Here is a 19,636-nt window from a genome sequence, read left to right on the forward strand (position 1 = left end):
CGGCCCGGTAGCTGTCAGGCGCCTGCCCCGTGCCTCTTCGGTGACCGTTCGGTGCGTCGCCCGTGCCTGTCCGTCGTCGTCACCCTGCGTCCGCATGGTGACGGTGAGTTGACCGCCCCCGACCGGCGTGGTGTACTCCGGATCGTGACCGACACCGATGTGCGCCTGTGGCGGAGGGTCCACATGGACCTCGTCCGCTACGCGGGCTGCGTGTGTCGCCCGTCCTGCTGAACTCGCCTCCCCCTCACCTCCGCGCGCGCCGCTGTTTCGGCGTCCTCGCGCGCGCTCACGCGACTTCTCATCAGGACGGTCTCCGTTGTCTGTCTCCGCTGCCCTTTCAGGGGCCCTCCCTCCCGGGCCTCCCACTTCTTCCGTGTCCGCGGCCGCCCGTGTCCCCACTCAGGCGGACCTCCTGGCTTTCGTACGCCGCACAGCCGCCGACGCCGAGCTGATCGCCTCGCTGCCGCTCGACCCCGAGGGGCGCACCTGGGTCCGGCTGGAGGGGCCCGGCGGCAGTGAGGCGTGGCTCATCGGCTGGCCGCCGGGCACAGGCACCGGCTGGCACGACCACGCCGACTCGGTCGGCGCCTTCCTCACCGCCCGCGGGGAGCTGCGCGAGCACTCGCTCGCCGCCCGGCTGCCCACCGAAGGCTGGAAGACCCTGGAGCTCACCGAGGACGTGGACCGCGAACGCCGACTGCCGGCCGGCCAGGGCCGCGCGTTCGGCCGCCACCACGTCCACGAGGTCCTCAACGAGTCGACCGAGCACCACGCGATCTCCGTCCACGCCTACTACCCGCCGCTGCCCCGCATCCGCCGCTACAGCCGCGCGGGCCAGGTGCTGCGCCTGGAACAGGTCGAGCGTCCGGAGGACTGGCAGTGAGGCGGGGCGGACAGGCTTCTTCGGGCGACGGGCTTCTTCGGCGGACACGTTCTTTGGAGGACGCGCGGTGAGTGACGAGAGCCATGAGCCCGTCGGGATCGACGAGTTGCTGGAGCGGGTGCGCGCTGGCTACGAGCGGATCGAGCCGCTCGACGCCCACGCCGCCGCCGGCACCGACGAGGCACTGCTGGTGGACATCCGGTACGCGGCCCTGCGCGAGCGTGACGGTCTGATCCCCGGCGCCCTTGTCGTCGAGCGCAACGAACTGGAGTGGCGGCTCGACCCGCGCGGAAGCCACCGCCTCCCCGAGGCCACCGGCCACGACCTGCGCGTCGTGGTCATCTGCAACGAGGGCTACGCCTCCAGCCTGGCGGCCGACTCCCTCCACCGGCTGGGGCTCCGCCGAGCAACGGACCTGGTGGGCGGCTTCCAGGCGTGGAAGCGGGCGGGGCTGCCGGTGACGCCACCGCCTGAGCGTTAGAGCTGGAAGATCGGCCGGGGTCGGCCGCCCGGTGCGGTGTCCCCCCGCACGCGCCATGCCCCATGCCCCTTGCCCCATGCTCCGGCACGCTCAGAACCCCTCGCCCTCCAGGAAGTCCGTCTCCTCCCCCTCCTCCTCCAGCGCCTGGCGGACCACGCGCAGGGCCATGCCCTCGGAGTAGCCCTTGCGGGCGAGCATGCCCGCGAGGCGGCGGAGCCGCTTGTCGCGGTCGAGGCCGCGGGTAGCACGCAGCTTGCGGGCGACGAGTTCCCGCGCGGTCGCTTCCTCCTGCTCGGAGTCGAGCTGGGCGACGGCGGAGTCGATCAGCGTGGGGTCGACGCCCTTGGTGCGCAGCTCCCGGGCCAGGGCGCGGCGGGCCAGGCCCCGTCCATGGTGGCGGGACTCCACCCAGGCGTCGGCGAAGGCACCGTCGTCGATCAGCCCGACCTCCTCGAAGCGGGACAGCACCTCGTCGGCGGCCTCGTCCGGGATCTCGCGCTTGCGCAAGGCGTCCGCGAGCTGTTTGCGGGTGCGCGGGGTCCCGGTGAGCAGGCGCAGGCAGATCGCCCGTGCCTGCTCCACCGGGTCCGCCGGTGGCTCCCCCTTCTCGGCCCTCGACGAGGCAGAGGTGCCTCCGTCCTCGGCGGACGGTTCCTGTCCGGCACGCCGACGGCGCCCACGCCCTGTGCGTGAGCCGCCTTCGCCGTGCCGCCCGCGCCCGCGACGGGCTCCGCCGTCGTCGGGGTGCGGGGTGCCGTCCTGCCAGTCGTCACCGTCGTACGGGGAGTGCGCCGTGCCGTCCGGCCCGTCACCCTCCCTGGCGAAGTCCGTGTCGCCCTGCCACCCCGGCTCCCGGGAGCTGCCGGGGTGGGCGTACTCGGCCCAGTCGGTTCGCCGTGTCACGCCGTCAGCTCTTGGCGGCCGCGGCCTTGGGCTTGGCGCTCTTGGCCGCCGCCGGAGCCGGCACCGACTTGGCGTCGTCCGCTGCGGCGGAGACCGCGGCGTCCGCGCCCGGCTCGGCCGCGGGCTCCTCGGGACGCACGCCTACGCCGAGCTTCTCCTTGATCTTCTTCTCGATCTCGTTGGCCAGGTCGGGGTTGTCCTTCAGGAAGTTGCGGGCGTTCTCCTTGCCCTGGCCGAGCTGGTCGCCCTCGTACGTGTACCAGGCGCCGGCCTTGCGGACGAAGCCGTGCTCCACGCCCATGTCGATCAGGCCGCCTTCACGGCTGATTCCCTGGCCGTAGAGGATGTCGAACTCGGCCTGCTTGAAGGGCGGCGCGACCTTGTTCTTGACGACCTTGCAGCGGGTGCGGTTGCCGACCGCCTCCGTGCCGTCCTTGAGGGTCTCGATGCGGCGGATGTCGATACGCACCGAGGCGTAGAACTTCAGCGCCCGGCCACCGGTCGTGGTCTCCGGCGAGCCGAACATCACGCCGATCTTCTCGCGGAGCTGGTTGATGAAGATCGCGGTGGTCTTGGACTGGTTGAGCGCGCTGGTGATCTTCCGCAGCGCCTGGCTCATCAGACGGGCCTGCAGACCGACGTGGCTGTCGCCCATCTCGCCCTCGATCTCCGCGCGCGGCACGAGCGCGGCGACGGAGTCGATGACGATCAGGTCGAGGGCGCCGGAGCGGACGAGCATGTCCACGATCTCCAGGGCCTGCTCGCCGTTGTCGGGCTGGGAGAGGATCAGGTTGTCGATGTCGACGCCGAGCTTGCGCGCGTACTCGGGGTCGAGGGCGTGCTCCGCGTCCACGAAGGCGACCTGACCGCCGGCCTTCTGTGCGTTGGCCACGGCGTGCAGGGTCAGCGTGGTCTTACCGGAAGACTCCGGTCCGTAGATCTCCACGACGCGGCCACGCGGCAGGCCGCCGACGCCGAGGGCGACGTCGAGCGCGGTCGACCCGGTCGGGATGACCTCGATGGGCTCCTTGGACCGCTCGCCCATGCGCATGACCGCGCCCTTGCCGAATTGCCGTTCAATCTGTGCGAGCGCGGCGTCCAGGGCCTTCTCGCGGTCGGTTCCTGCCATGGGTTCCACCCGGTTTGCTTGAGTCGATCGCTTCACGTCAAAGACGCTAACGCCTGCCACTGACAATGCGCCCCGACGCGGGTCCGGCCTGTGGATAACTCGGGGATCAATCCAAGCAAACCACGCCAGAACCACCCACCGAGAACCTCGCCGGCCCTTCCATGAGAATGGATGTTCGATTTTGGTGTCAAGCGCACCACGCGGGCCGCAGCCCGTCCGAAGGACGCTGCTGCCCTGTGCCATCGCGCCTTGATCGCGTGCCGTCCGGGCATGAGCGGACTGAGCGGTCCGGGTCCTTGCTCGCGGCTCCGCCGGGAGCGGCGGGCAACAGGGGGTGACCGGGCTGTACGCACGTCGACGAGGGCGCGTTACGGGCTCGCCAGCCAATCGGTGTACCAGGACCCGAACCCCGGGCTCACCGGTACGAAACCGCCCCAGTCGCCAGCACGTAGCGATGCGTGCGTGCCCCGAAACGCTTCCGCTACGGGGGTCCCGCGCGGCCATCTCCCGTATCCGTGCGCGCATGCCGCCCTCGTCCCAGTTCGCCGTCCGGCGACCGTGACAACGACGCGCCCCGGGCCCGACTCGCTTGCGTCACGGTCCGACAGCGCCCTTCGGCGGCCTCGTCAGCGCACGACTGCGAGGGGGAGGCAGTCGCCCGCGGCCGCTCAGTCCGCCTGTGTGTCGTCGCCCGGCGACCCCGTGGTGCCGTTTCGCGACCGCCCCCACATCCACCGGGCGCGCAGCGGCACGCCGGGGCCGGCGCCCCGGTTGCCCCCGCGGTGCCCCTGCACGCGCGGGTCGTCCGTGACGTCGTAGCGCTTCACGTACGCCCCCAGGAACGCCTGCAGCGTGGCGATGGCCGGGATGGCGACCAGCGCGCCGACCGCGCCGAGCAGGGCGGTGCCCGCGATGACCGAGCCGAAGGCGACCGCGGGGTGGATGTCGACGGTCTTGGAGGTGAGCTTGGGCTGCAGGACGTAGTTCTCGAACTGCTGGTACACCACGACGAAGATAAGCACCCACAGCGCGTACCAGGGATCGACGGTGAAGGCGATCAGCATGGGCAGCGCGCCCGCGAGATAGGTGCCGATGGTCGGGATGAACTGCGACACCAGGCCGACCCACACGGCGAGCACGGGCGCGTACGGCACGCCCAGGGCCTGCAGCAGGACGTAGTGGGCCACGCCGGAGACCAGCGCCATCAGACCGCGCGAGTACAGATAGCCGCCGGTCTTGTCGACGGCGATCTCCCACGCGCGCAGCACCTCCGCCTGCTTGGCGGGCGGCAGGACGGAGCACAGCGCGCGGCGCAGTCGCGGCCCGTCGGCGGCGAAGTAGAACGAGAACAGCGTGATCGTCAGCAGCTGGAAGAGTCCGCCGAGCACCTGGGCGGAGACGTCCAGCACGCCGGTGGCGCTGTTCTGGACGTAGTTGCGCAGCCAGTCGGAGCGCAGCAGGCCCTCCTGGACGTCCACCCGTCTGAGCTCGGTGTGGAAGTGGGCGTTGACCCAGTTGATGACGGAGTCGAGGTAGTCCGGGAATCCTTCGACCATCTTGATGAGCTGGCCCGCGAGCATGGACCCCAGCAGCGTCACGAACCCCGCGGACAGGATGATCACGGCGAGGAAGACCAGCCCGGTGGCGAGGCCCCGGCGCATCCCGCGCGAGGCCATCCAGCTCACCGCGGGCTCGATGGCAAGCGCCAGGAAGAACGCGATGAGGATGTTGATCAGCAGGCCGGTCAGCTGGTGAAAGGCCCAACTGCCGAGCTGGAAGCAGGCGATGAGTGCCAGCGCGAGCACCATGGCACGCGGCAGCCAGCGCGGCATGCGGCCGCCCGGCGCGGCGGCGCCCCCGGCCGGGGGCCGTGCGGGCGGTGCGATGCCGGTCGGGGATGCCTGCGGGGCTGCGTGCCCGGTCTCGTCAGTGGATGCCACGGATCAAGTCTCACCCACGCCACTGACAGCCGGGACCCGGCCAGGGGTCTTCGTGACCGGTCAGCGCCTCTCCTGCGGAACGTTCATGACCGAGCACACCACACGCCACACGTCCTTGGCCTCCCAGCCGGACTCCAGTGCCTGGTGCACGGTGCGTCCGCCGAGTTCCGACATCACGTGATCGCGCGCGAAGGTTTCGGCGTATCCCGCACCGAAGTGCTCCGCCATCCGCTCCCAGAAGACCGTCAACCGCATGACACCAGTATCCCGCCCCTGGGGGTGGGCCCTGCCGGGACGGCTTGCCAGGATCGTTCCCGGCCCTACGGTCTGACCATGGCCGAAACAGGAGCATCCCCACTCCCCGCAACGCCCCCGGCGCACTCCCCGCTCTTCCGCGCCGAGCACTTCGTCTGGCTCACCGCGCGCGTGCTGGAGCAGCGGCTCTTCGCGTACCACTTCCTCGACGGTCCCGCCGACCCGGTGGAGACGGCGCTGGACGCCTACCGCAACGAGGACGGCGGCTACGGACACGCCCTGGAGCCCGATCTGAGGGGTCCCGTCAGCCAGCCGCTGCACACCGCGCACGCGCTGCGCCTGCTGGACTCCCTCGGGCGCTGCGGCGGGCAGCGGGTGGAACGCATCTGCCGCTATCTGACCGCCGTCTCCACCCCGGAGGGAGCCCTTCCGGCGGTGCATCCCAGCCAGCGGGGCTATCCGGCGGCGCCGTTCGTGCCGATCGTGGACGATCCGCCCGGTGAGCTCCTCGCCACCGGACCCGTGGTGGGACTGCTGCACCGCAACGAGGTGTGGCACGCGTGGCTGTTCCGGGCCACCGACTTCTGCTGGCGGGCGATCGAGTCCCTGAAGACCTCCCACCCGTACGAGGTCCATGCCGCCGTCGCCTTCCTGGACTCGGTACCCGACCGCTCGCGCGCGCAGGCCGCCGCCGACCGGCTGGGCCGGCTGGTGCGGGAGCAGGGGCTCGCGGCGCTCGACCCCGGAAACCTGGACGCGTACCCGGTGGCTCCCGGGTACGCCCCGGAGGAGCACCACTTCCCGCACGACTTCGCCCGCACCCCGCGGTCCCTCGCGCGCGCGTGGTTCACCGACGAGGAGATGACGCGCTCCCTGGACTTCCTGGCGACCGAGCAGCAGGAGGACGGAGGCTGGCCGGTCCGCTGGCGCCGGTGGGCACCGGGCACGGCCCTGGAGGCCCGCCCCATGGTGACGATCGAGGCATTGCGCACCCTCAGGGCGTACAACCGCTTCATCGGCTGACGCGCGGCCCGTCCGCCGTCCACCCTCCGCCGGGCAGCGGGCGGCGGGCAGCGGCCCTCAGCCGCCCAGCGCCCGCACCCCCGCCGTCACGACCACGGCGGCAGCCACGACGATCAGGAAGGGAGCCCGCAGCACCAGCGCCACGGCGGCCGCGGCGAGCCCGGCCGCCCGCGCGTCCAGCACCAGGCTCTGCCCGTCGGCGAAGGTCTGCTGGGCCGTGAGGGCGGCGAGCAGGGCGACCGGCAGCAGCGCGGCCAGCCGCCGGACGAGGGGCCGCTCCAGTACGCCCGCGGGGACCAGCAGCCCGGCGAGCTTGACCGCGTAGCAGCCGACCGCGGTGACCACGATGGCGATCCAGAAGTTCATCGCTCGCCCTTCCGCGGCTCGTCGCCCTCCTGCGGCCCGTCGCCGCCCCGCGGCTCCTCGCCATCTCGCGCGGAGCCCTCGGAAGCCCCGCCACCACCCCGCGCGGGCACCTCAGAAGCCCCCCGCCGCCCCCGTACCCACAGCACAGCCGGTGCCGCGAGCGCCGCCAGCAGGACCGGGACGCCGGCCGGCAGGACCGGCAGCAGGGCGAGGCCGAGGACGACGGCGAGGCCGGCGACGGCGCGTTCGGTCGTGCTGGTGAGCATGGGGGCGAGCAGGGCCAGGAAGACGGCGGGCCCGGCGGCGTCGAGGCCCCACGCGTCCGTGTCGCCGATGGCCTCGGCACCCAGGGCGCCGAGCAGCGTGGTGAGGTTCCACAGGAGGTAGAGGCTGAGCCCGGTCACGGTGAAGCCGATCCTCGCCGCACGCCGGGTCGGCTGGGCCAGCGCCACGGCCGTGGTCTCGTCGATGACCCACTGCGCGGCGAACGGGCGCACCGCGCGCGGGAGGGCGAGCAACTGGGACAGGCGCAGCCCGTAGAAGGCGTTGCGCACACCGAGGAAGAAGGCGCCGGCCGCTGCCGTGAACGGGTTCCCCCCGGCCGCCAGCGCCCCCACCAGCGCGAACTGGGACGCGCCGGTGAAGACCAGCAGGCTGAGCGCGCAGGTCTGCAGCACCGTGAGCCCGCTGCCCGCCGAGGTCACCCCGAAGGCGAAGCCGGACAGCCCTACGGCGATCCCGACTCCGAGCGCGTCCCGGACGACGGCCCGGTCGGGCTTTTCCTCTCCCGGGTCCGGCCTTCCGGGGCCTTCGGCCCGTGTGCCTGCTGCGAAAGCTGTCTGTTCTGCCACGTCCCGGACGGTAGGGCGAGCCCGCGGGAGCCGTCTTGTACGTTCTTGCGCTCCCTCTGGTACGCCCCCGGCGGGACGCCCACGATCCGGCTGAAGTGCCGGTTCAGGTGCGGCTGGTCGGTGAAGCCCACGGCCACCGCCGCCTCGGCGGGTGCCGTGCCGCCGTCCAGCAGGCGTCGGGCCCGCCGTACCCGGGCGTCGGTGAGCCAGGTGTGAGGCGGCATGCCGTAGGTGTCGCGGAAGGCGCGCAGGAGGGCGAAGGGGCTGGTGCCGAGGTCCGTGGCCAGCCGCTCCAGCGTCGGCGGCTCGGCCATCCGCTCCTCCAGCACGGCACGCGCGCGTGCCGCGAGGCGTGCGCCCGCCGTGCGGACGGCCCGCTGCGGCAGGGGTCCGCCGTTCAGCCGGAGGAGGCGGGTCACGGCCACGCGCAGCAGGGTGTCGGCGGCCAGCGCGTTCCCCTCGTCGGTGGCGCGCAGCACCTGGTGGACCAGGGCGACCGTGTACGGGTCGTCGAGGACGGGGCTGACGAAGCCGGGGGTGCCGCGCAGCGTGGTCGTCTCGGCGGCGATGCCGGCCACCACCTCCGGGGACGGGTAGACCGCTCCGTACCGCCATCCCTCGGGGACTCCGGCCCGGCCGGTGTGCGGGGTGTCCGGATTGACCAGCGCGAGCGCCCCGGCGCCGGCGTACTGGTCGCCGCCGCCGTGGTGGAAGACCTCGACCCCGTCGGCGATGGCGGCGATCACGAAGTTCTCGTGGGTGTGCCGTACGAACGTCTTGCGGATGTAGCGGGCCCGCAGCAGGTCGACACCGGGCAGTTCCGTGTACTGCCAGTGCCGCGCCCGCTCCCCGGAACCTGCCATGAGCCCATTGTCGGTCCATCGGATGACGGCCGTGCGCGGGGCCGGGGCGCAGTACGGGCCGGCGACCCGGAACCCGCAGCTCAGTGCCGTTGTCAGTGGCGGGGTGCAGGATGGACGCATGGTCAGCTCCGCCCACCGGGCCCTCGACGGCTTCTCCCCCGCGACCCGCGGCTGGTTCACGGGGGCCTTCTCCGCGCCCACCGCGGCCCAGGCGGGCGCGTGGCAGGCCATCCGGGAGGGTTCGGACGTCCTGGTGGTGGCCCCGACCGGCTCCGGCAAGACCCTGGCCGCCTTCCTCGCCGCGCTGGACCAGCTCACCTCCACTCCCCCGCCCGCCGACCCCAGGAAGCGCTGCCGCGTCCTGTACGTCTCCCCGCTGAAGGCGCTCGCGGTGGACGTCCAGCGCAACCTCCGCAGCCCGCTGACCGGCATCCGCCAGGAGTCCGTCCGGCTGGGCCTGCCCGAGCCGGAGGTCAAGGTCGGCATCCGCTCGGGCGACACCCCGGCGGCGGAGCGCCGCGCACTGTCCACCCGCCCGCCGGACATCCTGATCACCACCCCGGAGTCCCTGTTCCTGATGCTGACGTCGGCCACGCGCGACGCGCTGACCGGCATCGAGACGGTGATCCTCGACGAGGTGCACGCGGTGGCCGGCACCAAGCGCGGCGCGCACCTCGCCCTGTCCCTGGAGCGGCTGGACGAGCTGCTGCCGAAGCCGGCCCGCCGCATCGGCCTGTCGGCGACCGTGCGTCCCGTCGACGAGGTCGCCCGCTATCTGTCCCCGCGCCGCAAGGTGGAGATCGTCCAGCCCGAGTCGGGCAAGGAGTTCGACCTGTCCGTCGTGGTCCCCGTGGAGGACCTCGGCGAACTGGGCGCCGCCCCCGCGGCCGACGGGGACAGCGGCGCCGCGGAGCGCCCCTCGATCTGGCCGCACGTCGAGGAGCGCATCGCCGACCTTGTCCAGTCCCACCGCTCCACCATCGTCTTCGCCAACTCCCGCCGCCTGGCCGAGCGCCTGTGCAACCGGCTCAACGAGATCGCCTACGAGCGGGCCACCGGCGAGCCCCTGGAGGAGCACCACAGTCCCGCCGAGCTGATGGGCGGCTCGGGCGCGGCCCAGGGCGCCCCGCCGGTCATCGCGCGCGCCCACCACGGCTCGGTGTCCAAGGAGCAGCGCGCGCTGGTCGAGGAGGACCTCAAGGCGGGCCGCCTGCCCGCCGTGGTCGCCACCTCCAGCCTGGAGCTGGGCATCGACATGGGCGCGGTGGACCTCGTCGTCCAGGTGGAGTCCCCGCCGTCCGTGGCGTCCGGGCTGCAGCGCGTGGGCCGCGCCGGGCACCAGGTGGGCGCGGTGTCCACCGGCGTGGTCTTCCCTAAGTACCGCGGCGACCTGGTGCAGGCGGCCGTGGTCACCGAGCGCATGCGCACCGGCTCCATCGAGTCGTTGAAGGTCCCGGCCAACCCGCTGGACGTGCTGGCCCAGCAGCTGGTGGCCATGACGGCCATGGACACCTGGCAGTTCGACGACCTGCTCGCCGCGGTCCGCCGCGCCGCGCCGTTCGCCTCGCTGCCCGAGTCCGCCTTCACGGCCGTCCTGGACATGCTCGCCGGCCGCTACCCCTCCGACGCCTTCGCGGAGCTGCGCCCGCGCGTGGTGTGGGACCGCGTGGCCGGCACCATCACGGGTCGCCCCGGCGCGCAGCGCCTCGCCGTGACCTCCGGCGGCACCATCCCCGACCGCGGCCTGTTCGGGGTGTTCCTCGCCGGGTCCGACCCGAAGAAGGGCGGCGGCCGGGTCGGCGAGCTGGACGAGGAGATGGTCTACGAGTCCCGCGTGGGCGACGTCTTCACGCTCGGCACCAGCTCCTGGCGCATCGAGGACATCACCCGCGACCGCGTCCTGGTCTCCCCCGCGCCGGGCGTGCCGGGCCGGCTGCCGTTCTGGAAGGGTGACCAGCTGGGCCGCCCGCTCGAACTGGGCCGCGCGCTGGGCGCCTTCCTGCGCGAGGTCGGCTCGCTGAGCAAGGAGGACGCCCGCCTGCGCCTCCTCGCCGCGGGCCTGGACGCCTGGGCCGCGGACAACGTGCTGGCGTACCTGGACGAACAGCGCGAGGCCTGCGGCCACGTCCCCGACGACCGCACGATCGTCGTGGAGCGCTTCCGGGACGAGCTGGGCGACTGGCGCGTCGTCGTCCACTCCCCCTTCGGCGCCCAGGTCCACGCCCCGTGGGCCCTCGCCCTCGGCGCCCGCCTGTCCGAGCGCTACGGCATGGACGCCCAGGTGATGCACGCCGACGACGGCATCGTCCTGCGCCTGCCCGACGCCGACCTCATGAGCCTGGACCTGCTCGACCAGGAGCCCATGAAGGCCGGCACGGAGTACGACGCCGAGCAGGCACCCGTCGGCGCCGCGGACGTCGTCTTCGACAAGGGCGAGGTCGATCAGGTCGTCACCGACCAGGTCGGCGGCTCGGCGCTGTTCGCGGCCCGCTTCCGCGAGTGCGCCGCCCGCGCGCTGCTGCTGCCGCGCCGCAACCCCGGCCGCCGCACCCCGCTGTGGCAGCAGCGCCAGCGCGCCGCCCAGCTGCTGGAGGTGGCCAGCGAGTTCGGCTCGTTCCCGATCGTGCTGGAGGCCGTCCGCGAATGCCTCCAGGACGTCTTCGACGTCCCCGGCCTGGTCGAGCTGATGGGTGACCTGGAGTCCCGCAGGGTCCGGCTCGTCGAGGTCACCACCCCCGAGCCGTCCCCGTTCGCGCGTTCGCTGCTCTTCGGATACGTCGCCCAGTTCCTGTACGAGGGCGACTCACCGCTCGCCGAGCGCCGCGCGGCCGCGCTGTCGCTGGACTCGCGGCTGCTGGCCGAGCTGCTGGGCCAGGCGGAGCTGCGCGAGCTCCTCGACGCCGAGGTGCTGACCGAGCTGGAGCGGGAGCTGCAGTGGCTCACCGAGGACCGGCGCGTCAAGGACGTCGAGGGAGTCGCCGACGCCCTGCGCGTCCTGGGCCCGCTCACCGACGCCGAACTGGCCGAGCGCGGCGCCGAATCGCAGTGGGCGCGGGAGCTGGCGTCGGCCCGGCGCGCCATCCGGGTCCGTATCGCGGGCACCGACCACTGGGCGGCGATCGAGGACGCCGGCCGACTGCGCGACGCGCTGGGCACCGCCCTGCCGGTCGGTGTCCCGGAGGCCTTCACCGAGCCGGTGAAGGACCCGCTCGGCGACCTCCTCGCGCGGCACGCCCGCACCCACGGCCCGTTCACCTCGGCGGCGGCCGCGGCGCGCTTCGGCCTGGGCGTCGCGGTCACCGACGGCGCGCTGCAGCGGCTCGCGGCGGCGGGACGGGTGGTCCAGGGCGAGTTCCACCCGGCCGGGATCGGCCAGGAGTGGTGCGACGCGGCAGTGCTGCGGCGCCTGCGCCGCCGCTCCCTGGCCGCGCTGCGGCACGAGCTGGAGCCGGTGCCGCCCGCCGCGCTCGCCCAGTTCCTGCCGCAGTGGCAGCACATCGGCAAGGGGCACGGGCTGCGCGGCATCGACGGACTCGTGCGGGCCATAGAGCAGTTGCAGGGCGCGTCCGTGCCCGCCTCCGCACTGGAGAAGCTGGTCCTGCCGTCCCGCGTCGTCGACTACAGCCCGGCGATGCTCGACGAACTGACCGCCGCGGGCGAGGTGGTGTGGGCCGGGGCGGGCTCGCTGCCCGGCAAGGACGGCTGGGTCTCGCTGTACATGGCCGACGCGGCGCCGCTGCTGCTCCCGCCGCCGCACCCGCTGGAGCTGACCGCCCTGCACCAGTCGGTCCTGGACGCCCTGTCCGGCGGCTACGGCCTGTTCTTCCGTCAGATCGCCGACCAGGTGCGTGCCACCACGCATCCCGAGGCCACCGATCCCCAACTGGCCGACGCGATCTGGGACCTGTCCTGGTCCGGTCGGCTCACCAACGACACGCTGGCGCCGATGCGTGCCGTGCTGGGTTCCGGCCGCACCGCGGGTGCCACGGCCCACCGCGCCAAGCGCACGGTCCCGCGCGGCCGTTACGGCTCCCTGACGGCAGCCGCCCGCCCGGCCTCCCGCACCGGCCCCCCGACCGTCGCCGGCCGCTGGTCGCTGCTCCCGCAGCGCGACGCCGACACCACCGTGCGGGCCCACGCCCTGGCGCGGGTACTCCTCGACCGGCACGGCGTGGTGACCCGGGGCGCGGTCGGCTCCGAGGGCGTCGAGGGCGGCTTCTCGGCGGTCTACCGCGTGCTGTCCGTCTTCGAGGAGAGCGGCCAGGCCCGCCGGGGCTACGTGGTGGAGGGTCTTGGCGCCGCCCAGTTCGCCATGGACGGCGCGGTGGACCGCCTGCGCGCCGTGGCCAACGCCCGCGAAGGACTGTCCGGCCCGTCCTTCGCATCCGGCCAGGAAGGCGACACCCCGGCGGCGGCCTTCGGCGCCACGCCCCCCTTCGCGGACGACACCTTCGCCTTCCCGGACGGCCCGGCCTCCCCCCGCCCGTTCCCGGACGGCCCGACCTCCACAGTCCCCTTCCCCGACCGCCCGACCCCCGCGCACCCCTTCCCGGACGGCCCGAGCACCCCGGACGCCTTCCCGGACGACCTGACCGCAGCCGCCGGATCGCCCCCCTTCCTGGACGACGCCGCCTTCCTGGATGCGCCGGCCTCCCCGCGCGACCGCACTCCCACCACCGGCCCGTACGGCCCGTTCGGTTCCAACGGCTCGAACGGCCCCGCCTGGCGAGGCCCGGCCCCCACGACCCACCCCGGCCGCAGCCGTCGCGCCCCCGCCTCCCGGGCCGTCGTCCTCGCCGCCGCCGACCCGGCCAACGCCTACGGCGCCGCCCTGCCCTGGCCCGAGCCCCCGACCGGCGCCGGCCACAAGCCGGGCCGCAAGGCGGGGTCGCTCGTCGTCCTGGTCGACGGCGAGCTGACGCTGTACATGGAGCGCGGCGGCAAGACCCTGCTGGCCTGGTCCGCCGACCCGGACAGCGGCGGCGGCAGGCTCACCGACGACCCCCGGCTGCCCGAGGCCGCCGAGGCCCTCGCCGCAGCGGCCCGCGCCGGCTCCCTCGGCACGGTCACGGTGGAGCGCGTCAACGGCACCTCCGCCCTGACGTCCCCCCTGGGCACCCTCCTGGAAGGAGCAGGCTTCATCGCGACACCGCGCGGACTCCGCCTCCGGGCCTGAGGGACACCCGGACACGCAGCAGGCCCGCCCGCCGAGCCCCAGCAGAGCCCGGCCCGGCCGCCGCCCCACACCCACCACGGCGCGCCCGCCCGTGCCACCCTTGACCCATGCCCGAAGGCGACACCGTCTGGCAGACCGCGAAGCGCCTGCACACCGCCCTCGCGGGCCACGTGCTGACCCGCTCCGACCTCAGGGTTCCCAAGTACGCCACGGCCGACCTCACCGGCCGCACCGTCCTGGACGTCACCCCGCGGGGCAAGCACCTGCTCACCCGCATCGAGGGCGGCCTGACCCTGCACTCCCACCTGCGGATGGACGGCTCCTGGAAGGTGTACACGGCAGGACAGCGCTGGCGCGGCGGCCCCGCCCACCAGATCCGCGCGATCCTGGGCACCGCCGACCACACGGCCGTGGGCTACCGCCTCCCGGTCCTGGAACTGCTGCGCACCACCGAGGAGGAGCGCGCCGTCGGCCATCTCGGCCCCGACCTGCTGGGCCCCGACTGGGACCCCGACCGCGCCCTGGCGAACCTCCTCGCGGACCCCGACCGCCCCCTCGGTGAAGCCCTGCTGGACCAGCGCAACCTCGCCGGCATCGGCAATGTCTACAAGTGCGAGCTGTGCTTCCTTCTCGGCGTGACGCCCTGGCTCCCCGTGGGCAGCCTGCCCGCCGACCGCGCGGCCGCGCTCCCCGCCCTGGCCAAGCGCCTGCTGGAGGTCAACCGCGACCGTCCGATCCGCGCCACCACGGGCCGCCGGGGCCAGGACCTTTACGTGTACGGCAGAGCCCCCCGGCCGTGTCTGCGCTGCGGCACACCCATCCGTGTCGCGGACCAGGGCGACGGCTCCCGCGAGCGCCCCACGTACTGGTGCCCCACCTGCCAGCCCGGCCCCGCCCCCGCCCGCACCCCGAGGGCGCCCCTCCACGGCAACTCCCCCGCAGCCGAACGAAGCCGACCCCGCCTCAACTGACGACCCGACAGAGACGTTCGTAGGGTCAGTCACGGGCGCGGCGCAGACCGGGACACGGCGGGTTTCGCCGAGACAACCTGAGGATCTCGGCCGGTGAGGATCTCCATCTGCCCCTGGACCGAGTGGGTGAGCCCGACGACGTGGCGTACGCCGGCCTCCATCCGGCCTCGCACGCCTACGCCTTCATGACGGGCCAGGCCCTCCGCCCCAACGGCGGCGCCGCCATGCCCCCGTGAGACCCGCCCCGCCCCAAGAACCCCCGCAGGAACCCCTCAAGCGCCTCCCGAAGAACCCCCCGTGGAACTCGTACGAGAGCCCGTACGAGCATCCCCGCCACCCGCACGCCAGGCCCGTATCCAGCGCCCCTCCGCCAGCGCCCCCACAGCCCGCCCCTTGGGCACGCAGTGGACCGGCAGCAGGCTGAGCCCCCACCCGCCGGCCGCGACCGCGCCCTCCAGCACGCCCGCGTCGGGCGCAACCGCGAGCCGCAGCACGGCCCACCACCACAGCGCCCCGAAGCCGAGGCCGGCCCCCCAACGCGCTGTCCGCCCCACCATGGCCCCACCGCCAGCCCGACGACGCCCCCGACGCCAGGCACCCCGGCGCCCACTCATGGACGCTAGGCACCTCCACCCCACGGAAAAAGGGCGCACCCCCGGCACACGGGTGCAGTGACCGGCGGCCGTCAGAGGAGACCGCCGGCCCGACCGTCAACCGTTCTCGGCCTGGAACATCCAGTGATGCTTCTCGAGGTCGGCGGTGATCCCGATGAAGATGTCCTGCGACACCGGATCGGCCTCGCCGGTCGCCGCGACCCGCTCCCGCATCCGCCCGATGACCGCCCCCAGGGCGTCCACGAGCACGCCCACCGCGTCCCCGTCCCTCACCCAGCCCCCGGGCACCGACCCGATGCCACTGCCGCTCGCGACCGTCGCGGCACGGCCGTCGGGTGAGACACCCAGCGCCGAGGCCCGTTCGGCGACCGTGTCGGAGTGGGTCCGCGCGGTGGCGACGACCTCGTCGAGCTGCAGGTGCACCGACCTGAACCGCGGTCCGACCACGTTCCAGTGGATCTGCTTGGCCACCAGGGAAAGGTCCACCAGGTCGACGAGGGCGCCCTGCAGCGCCTCGGACACGGTCTTCAGATCGGCGTCGGACAGCGGGCTCTTGACGACGTACATGCACAACTCCGTGGATCGCGACGGGACACGTGTCTCCACCATGACCGCCCGCCCCAACTCCGGCAAATGGAGCACAACGGACAACCAGTGGAGGTGAGGCCGCGCCAGATGCCCACGCGGACACGCGAAAGGCCCCGCCCGCGCTCCTCGGGTTCACCCGAAGAAGCCCGGCCGGGGCCTCACACGTACAGACCGCTCAGACCTTCACGCGGCGACGACGTCGACCGCCTCGGCGGGCGCCTTGATCGTCACCCGTTCCGGTGGCACACCGGTCACCGACACGGAACCCAGCATGGGTCGCACCGGTACAGGCTCACTGGGAGTGGCCGCTGCGGACTGGGCCAGCTCGGCGAGGGCGAGCTCGTCGCTCACTTCTCGCATGAGCTCGGACATCCGTACGTCCAGCGCGTCGCAGATGGCGGCGAGCAGTTCGGAGGAAGCCTCCTTCTGCCCCCGCTCCACCTCGGAGAGATAGCCGAGCGAGACTCGGGCGGACGAGGAGACTTCGCGCAGAGTACGGCCCTGGCGCTGGCGCTGCCGACGCAGCACGTCACCCAGCAGGCGACGGAGCAGAATCATCGGTGGCTCCCTCCTCGGACCGCGTAACCGCATCCTTCACGCCCCACCGTACCGCCTCGCGCTGCGGCCGTGCGGGGAGCGATGTCGTGTTCACTCAGGGCTGCAAACATCAAAACCCCCCGTTCTGTTCCGTATCCTGTGCCCGCTCATTCCCGGTCTGTTCGCCCGACAGCTCCCTCAGAAGCAGGTCGAGTACGCTCCGTACACTCTCCATACGGATTTCCGCGCGGTCGCCGTTCAACCGCAGTGCCTCCACTTTTCCGCCACCGGCGGAACCGGAACCAGCTCTACGCGGCCCGTCCACAGCCACGAAAACGGTGCCGACGGGCCTGCCGTCCTGGGGCTCCGGCCCGGCGACGCCGGTCGTCGCGATGCCCCAGTCGGCGCCCAGCGCCCTGCGCACACCGGCCGCCATCTGGGCGGCGACCTGCGGATCCACCGCCCCGCGCTCCTCCAGCAGGGTGGTGTCGACGCCGAGCAGTTCATGCTTGAGGGCGGTGGCGTAGGCGGTCACCGATCCCCGGAAGGCCTGGGAGGCCCCGGCGACCGCGGTCAGCTCCGCGGCCACCAGTCCGCCGGTCAGCGACTCGGCGACGGCGACCGTCTCGCCCTTCACCCTCAGTAGTCGCAGCACGTCGGCGGCCGTGGAACTCACGCTTCCGTCTCCTCCGACGCCAGCTCGCGTTCGGCCATTCCGCGCCTGCGCAGCACAATGGCCTGTCTTACATAGTCCAGCCCGGTCACCACGGTCAGCACGACCGCCGCGGCCATCACCCACCACCTCAGGGTGGCCAGCCACCCCGTCAGCGCCAGGATGTACATCCCGACCGCCACGCCCTGGGTGAGGGTCTTCAGCTTGCCGCCGCGGCTCGCCGGGATGACGCCGTACCGGATGACGAGAAAACGCAGCAGCGTGATCCCGAGTTCCCGCCCGAGGATCACGGCGGTCACCCACCACGGCAGATCACCGAGCGAGGACAGACAGATCAGCGCCGCCCCCATGATCGCCTTGTCGGCGATGGGGTCGGCGATCTTCCCGAAGTCGGTGACCAGGTTGTAGGTGCGCGCCAGATGCCCGTCGAACAGGTCGGTGATCATGGCGATGGCGAACGCCGCCCAGGCGAACGCGCGCCAGGCCGGGTCGTAGCCGCCGTCGGCGAGCATCAGCGCGACGAACGCCGGCACCAGCAGCAGCCGCAGCATCGTCAGCAGATTGGCGATGTTCCAGACGCTGGCCTGGTTCACGGCGGCGGCCGCCAGCTTCCCGCCGCGCGCGGGCCGGGCACCGCCCTCACCGGAGGTGTCGATCTCCGCGGAAGCGGCGCCACCGGAGGCGCCCGTGACACCGCCGGCTCCGGAGCCACCGGCCCCGTCGGCCGCCTCCGCCCGGGACGCCTGAGCCGCCCCCGCCGTACGAGGGCGCGCACCCCCCGCCGACGGCCCCGCCTTGGAGGAGCCACCCGCGGCGGATGCCGGGATTCCGGTCATCTGCCCGCCTCCTCACTACACGCGTGCGAGCCCGGCAGCGGCTCGGCCACCAGGTCGACACCTTCCGTGCCGACCACCTTCGCCTCGACCATACGACCCACGCTCAGGCCCTCGCCGCTCGTGAGCAGCACCTGGCCGTCCGTCTCGGGCGCCTGGTGGGCCGCACGGCCGTACACGCCCTCCTCGTCGTCGACCGACTCGACCAGGACGCGCACGGTTTCCCCGACGCGCTCCTCGGCGCGCTGCGAGACGAGCTCCTCGGCCAGCCGGGACACCCGGGCCAGCCGCTCGGCGACGACGTCCTCGTGCAGCTTGTTGTCGTACGTGGCGGCCTCGGTGCCCTCCTCGTCGGAGTAGCCGAAGACCCCGATGGCGTCCAGCCGCGCGCCGTTCAGGAAGCGCTCCAGCTCGGCGAGGTCCGCCTCGGTCTCGCCGGGGAAGCCGACGATGAAGTTGGACCGCACACCCGCTTCGGGCGCCTTGCTCCGGATGGTGTCGAGCAGCTCCAGGAACCGGTCGGTGTCCCCGAAGCGGCGCATGGCGCGCAGCACGTCGGGCGCGGAGTGCTGGAAGGACAGGTCGAAGTAGGGGGCGATCTTCGGCGTGTCCGTCAGGACGTCGATCAGGCCGGGGCGCATCTCGGCGGGCTGGAGGTAGCTCACCCGCACCCGCTCGATGCCGTCGACCTCGGCCAGCTCGGGCAGCAGGGACTCCAGCAGGCGGATGTCGCCCAGGTCCTTGCCGTAGGACGTGTTGTTCTCGGAGACCAGCATGATCTCCTTGACGCCCTGCTCGGCCAGCCAGCGGGTCTCGTTCAGCACATCGCTCGGCCGGCGCGAGATGAAGGAGCCGCGGAAGGACGGGATGGCGCAGAAGGTGCAGCGCCGGTCGCAGCCGGAGGCCAGCTTCACGGAGGCGACGGGCGCGCCGTCCAGCCGGCGGCGCAGCGGCGCGCGCGGACCGGAGGCCGGTGCGAGGCCCTCCGGGAGGTCCGTGGGGGCGTGGCCGGGCAGGGCGACCTCAGCGGCCGATTCCTGCCGTTCGGCCGGGCTGATCGGCAGCAGCTTGCGCCGGTCGCGCGGGGTGTGGGCGGCGTGGACGCCGCCGGACAGGATGGTCTGGAGGCGGTCGGAGATGTCGGCGTAGTCGTCGAAGCCGAGGACGCCGTCGGCCTCCGGGAGGGCTTCGGCGAGTTCCTTGCCGTACCGCTCGGCCATGCAGCCGACCGCGACCACGGCCTGGGTGCGGCCATGGTCCTTGAGGTCGTTGGCCTCCAGCAGGGCGTCGACGGAGTCCTTCTTGGCGGCGTCGACGAATCCGCAGGTGTTGACGACGGCGACGTCCGCGTCGGCGGCGTCCTCCACGAGCTGCCAGCCGTCCGCCTCCAAACGGCCCGCGAGCTCCTCCGAGTCCACCTCGTTACGGGCGCAGCCAAGTGTGACGAGTGCGACGGTACGGCGTTCAGGCATGGGCTCAAGACTACTTCGTCCCACGGACACCCCATGTCGAAGGGGCTGCCGATCTTGACCAGCGCGCCCGGAATCGTC

17 protein-coding genes and 1 pseudogene are annotated in these 19,636 nt (G+C 73.1%); 6 read left to right on the forward strand and 12 right to left on the reverse strand.

The annotated features are described in order from the left end of the window. Nucleotides 1-159 precede the first annotated feature (159 nt). From ACIGXJ_RS28275 to ACIGXJ_RS28285, 3 genes are all read left to right on the forward strand, one after another. Nucleotides 160-231 carry a putative leader peptide gene (locus tag ACIGXJ_RS28275; RefSeq protein WP_309544753.1) on the forward strand — a complete coding sequence of 24 codons (72 nt, stop codon included), beginning with the start codon at nt 160-162 and terminating at the stop codon, nt 229-231. A 142-nt stretch (nt 232-373) separates the two neighbouring features. After that, on the forward strand, nt 374-883 hold the full coding sequence (locus ACIGXJ_RS28280) for a cysteine dioxygenase (protein WP_399650929.1): 510 nt from the start codon (nt 374-376) through the stop codon (nt 881-883). A 67-nt stretch (nt 884-950) separates the two neighbouring features. Then, nucleotides 951-1,364, forward strand: coding sequence for a rhodanese-like domain-containing protein (locus tag ACIGXJ_RS28285; RefSeq protein ID WP_399650931.1), 414 nt, complete (start codon nt 951-953; stop codon nt 1,362-1,364). A gap of 90 nt (nt 1,365-1,454) precedes the next feature. On the opposite strand, the gene recX is transcribed toward ACIGXJ_RS28285, so the two are convergent. The 4 genes from recX to ACIGXJ_RS28305 all read right to left on the reverse strand — a co-directional run bounded on the left by recX (nt 1,455) and on the right by ACIGXJ_RS28305 (nt 5,591). Continuing rightward, nucleotides 1,455-2,267, reverse strand: a complete 813-nt coding sequence (recX, locus tag ACIGXJ_RS28290; RefSeq protein ID WP_399650934.1) for a recombination regulator RecX — start codon at nt 2,265-2,267, stop codon at nt 1,455-1,457. 4 nt (nt 2,268-2,271) lie between these two features. Then, nucleotides 2,272-3,396 (reverse strand): recombinase RecA, encoded by a 1,125-nt coding sequence (gene recA / locus ACIGXJ_RS28295; protein ID WP_399650937.1) that lies wholly within the window; start codon nt 3,394-3,396, stop codon nt 2,272-2,274. Nucleotides 3,397-4,064: 668 nt separating this feature from the next. Next, nucleotides 4,065-5,336, reverse strand: coding sequence for an AI-2E family transporter (locus tag ACIGXJ_RS28300; protein WP_399650940.1), 1,272 nt, complete (start codon nt 5,334-5,336; stop codon nt 4,065-4,067). A gap of 60 nt (nt 5,337-5,396) precedes the next feature. Next, on the reverse strand, nt 5,397-5,591 hold the full coding sequence (locus tag ACIGXJ_RS28305; RefSeq protein WP_399650942.1) for a DUF3046 domain-containing protein: 195 nt from the start codon (nt 5,589-5,591) through the stop codon (nt 5,397-5,399). 78 nt (nt 5,592-5,669) lie between these two features. Here ACIGXJ_RS28305 and ACIGXJ_RS28310 point away from each other — a divergent pair, with 78 nt between their 5' ends. Beyond that, nucleotides 5,670-6,614: a hypothetical protein gene (locus ACIGXJ_RS28310; RefSeq protein WP_399650945.1), complete on the forward strand. Its 945-nt coding sequence runs from the start codon at nt 5,670-5,672 to the stop codon at nt 6,612-6,614. Between the two features lie 57 nt (nt 6,615-6,671). On the opposite strand, the gene ACIGXJ_RS28315 is transcribed toward ACIGXJ_RS28310, so the two are convergent. The 3 genes and pseudogenes from ACIGXJ_RS28315 to ACIGXJ_RS28325 form a co-directional block, all read right to left on the reverse strand. Continuing rightward, nucleotides 6,672-6,980 (reverse strand): AzlD domain-containing protein, encoded by a 309-nt coding sequence (locus ACIGXJ_RS28315; protein ID WP_399650948.1) that lies wholly within the window; start codon nt 6,978-6,980, stop codon nt 6,672-6,674. Next, the gene (locus ACIGXJ_RS28320) at nt 6,977-7,831 is read right to left on the reverse strand and encodes an AzlC family ABC transporter permease (RefSeq protein ID WP_399650951.1); all 855 of its coding nucleotides are present in this window, start codon (nt 7,829-7,831) and stop codon (nt 6,977-6,979) included. The genes ACIGXJ_RS28315 and ACIGXJ_RS28320 overlap by 4 nt, the downstream gene beginning before the upstream one ends. 113 nt (nt 7,832-7,944) lie before the next feature. Then, nucleotides 7,945-8,925, reverse strand: a pseudogene (locus tag ACIGXJ_RS28325) (AraC family ligand binding domain-containing protein); the annotation flags it as partial. On the opposite strand from ACIGXJ_RS28325, the gene ACIGXJ_RS28330 reads away from it, so the two are divergent. Both ACIGXJ_RS28330 and ACIGXJ_RS28335 read left to right on the forward strand, forming a co-directional pair. Next, complete coding sequence (locus ACIGXJ_RS28330) at nt 8,813-13,870, forward strand: ATP-dependent helicase (protein ID WP_399650953.1); 5,058 nt, start codon at nt 8,813-8,815, stop codon at nt 13,868-13,870. The pseudogene ACIGXJ_RS28325 and the gene ACIGXJ_RS28330 sit on opposite strands and share 113 nt — an antisense overlap. Before the next feature lie 107 nt (nt 13,871-13,977). Beyond that, nucleotides 13,978-14,841: an Fpg/Nei family DNA glycosylase gene (locus tag ACIGXJ_RS28335; RefSeq protein WP_399650956.1), complete on the forward strand. Its 864-nt coding sequence runs from the start codon at nt 13,978-13,980 to the stop codon at nt 14,839-14,841. 710 nt (nt 14,842-15,551) lie between these two features. On the opposite strand, the gene ACIGXJ_RS28340 is transcribed toward ACIGXJ_RS28335, so the two are convergent. From ACIGXJ_RS28340 to rimO, 5 genes are all read right to left on the reverse strand, one after another. Then, complete coding sequence (locus ACIGXJ_RS28340) at nt 15,552-16,022, reverse strand: Dps family protein (RefSeq protein ID WP_399650959.1); 471 nt, start codon at nt 16,020-16,022, stop codon at nt 15,552-15,554. A 204-nt stretch (nt 16,023-16,226) separates the two neighbouring features. Continuing rightward, on the reverse strand, nt 16,227-16,601 hold the full coding sequence (locus ACIGXJ_RS28345; protein WP_399650961.1) for a helix-turn-helix domain-containing protein: 375 nt from the start codon (nt 16,599-16,601) through the stop codon (nt 16,227-16,229). 109 nt (nt 16,602-16,710) lie between these two features. Beyond that, nucleotides 16,711-17,256: a CinA family protein gene (locus ACIGXJ_RS28350; protein WP_399650963.1), complete on the reverse strand. Its 546-nt coding sequence runs from the start codon at nt 17,254-17,256 to the stop codon at nt 16,711-16,713. Beyond that, entirely contained in the window at nt 17,253-18,089 is an 837-nt protein-coding gene (gene pgsA, locus ACIGXJ_RS28355) for a CDP-diacylglycerol--glycerol-3-phosphate 3-phosphatidyltransferase (RefSeq protein ID WP_399650966.1), read from the reverse strand. The genes ACIGXJ_RS28350 and pgsA overlap by 4 nt, the downstream gene beginning before the upstream one ends. Further along, a complete protein-coding gene (gene rimO / locus ACIGXJ_RS28360) occupies nt 18,086-19,558 on the reverse strand; it encodes a 30S ribosomal protein S12 methylthiotransferase RimO (RefSeq protein ID WP_399650968.1) in 1,473 nt (490 codons plus the stop codon). The genes pgsA and rimO overlap by 4 nt, the downstream gene beginning before the upstream one ends. Nucleotides 19,559-19,636 lie beyond the last annotated feature (78 nt).

This window comes from Streptomyces sp. NPDC053367, from assembly GCF_044545925.1.
Classification (GTDB): Bacteria; Actinomycetota; Actinomycetes; order Streptomycetales; family Streptomycetaceae; genus Streptomyces.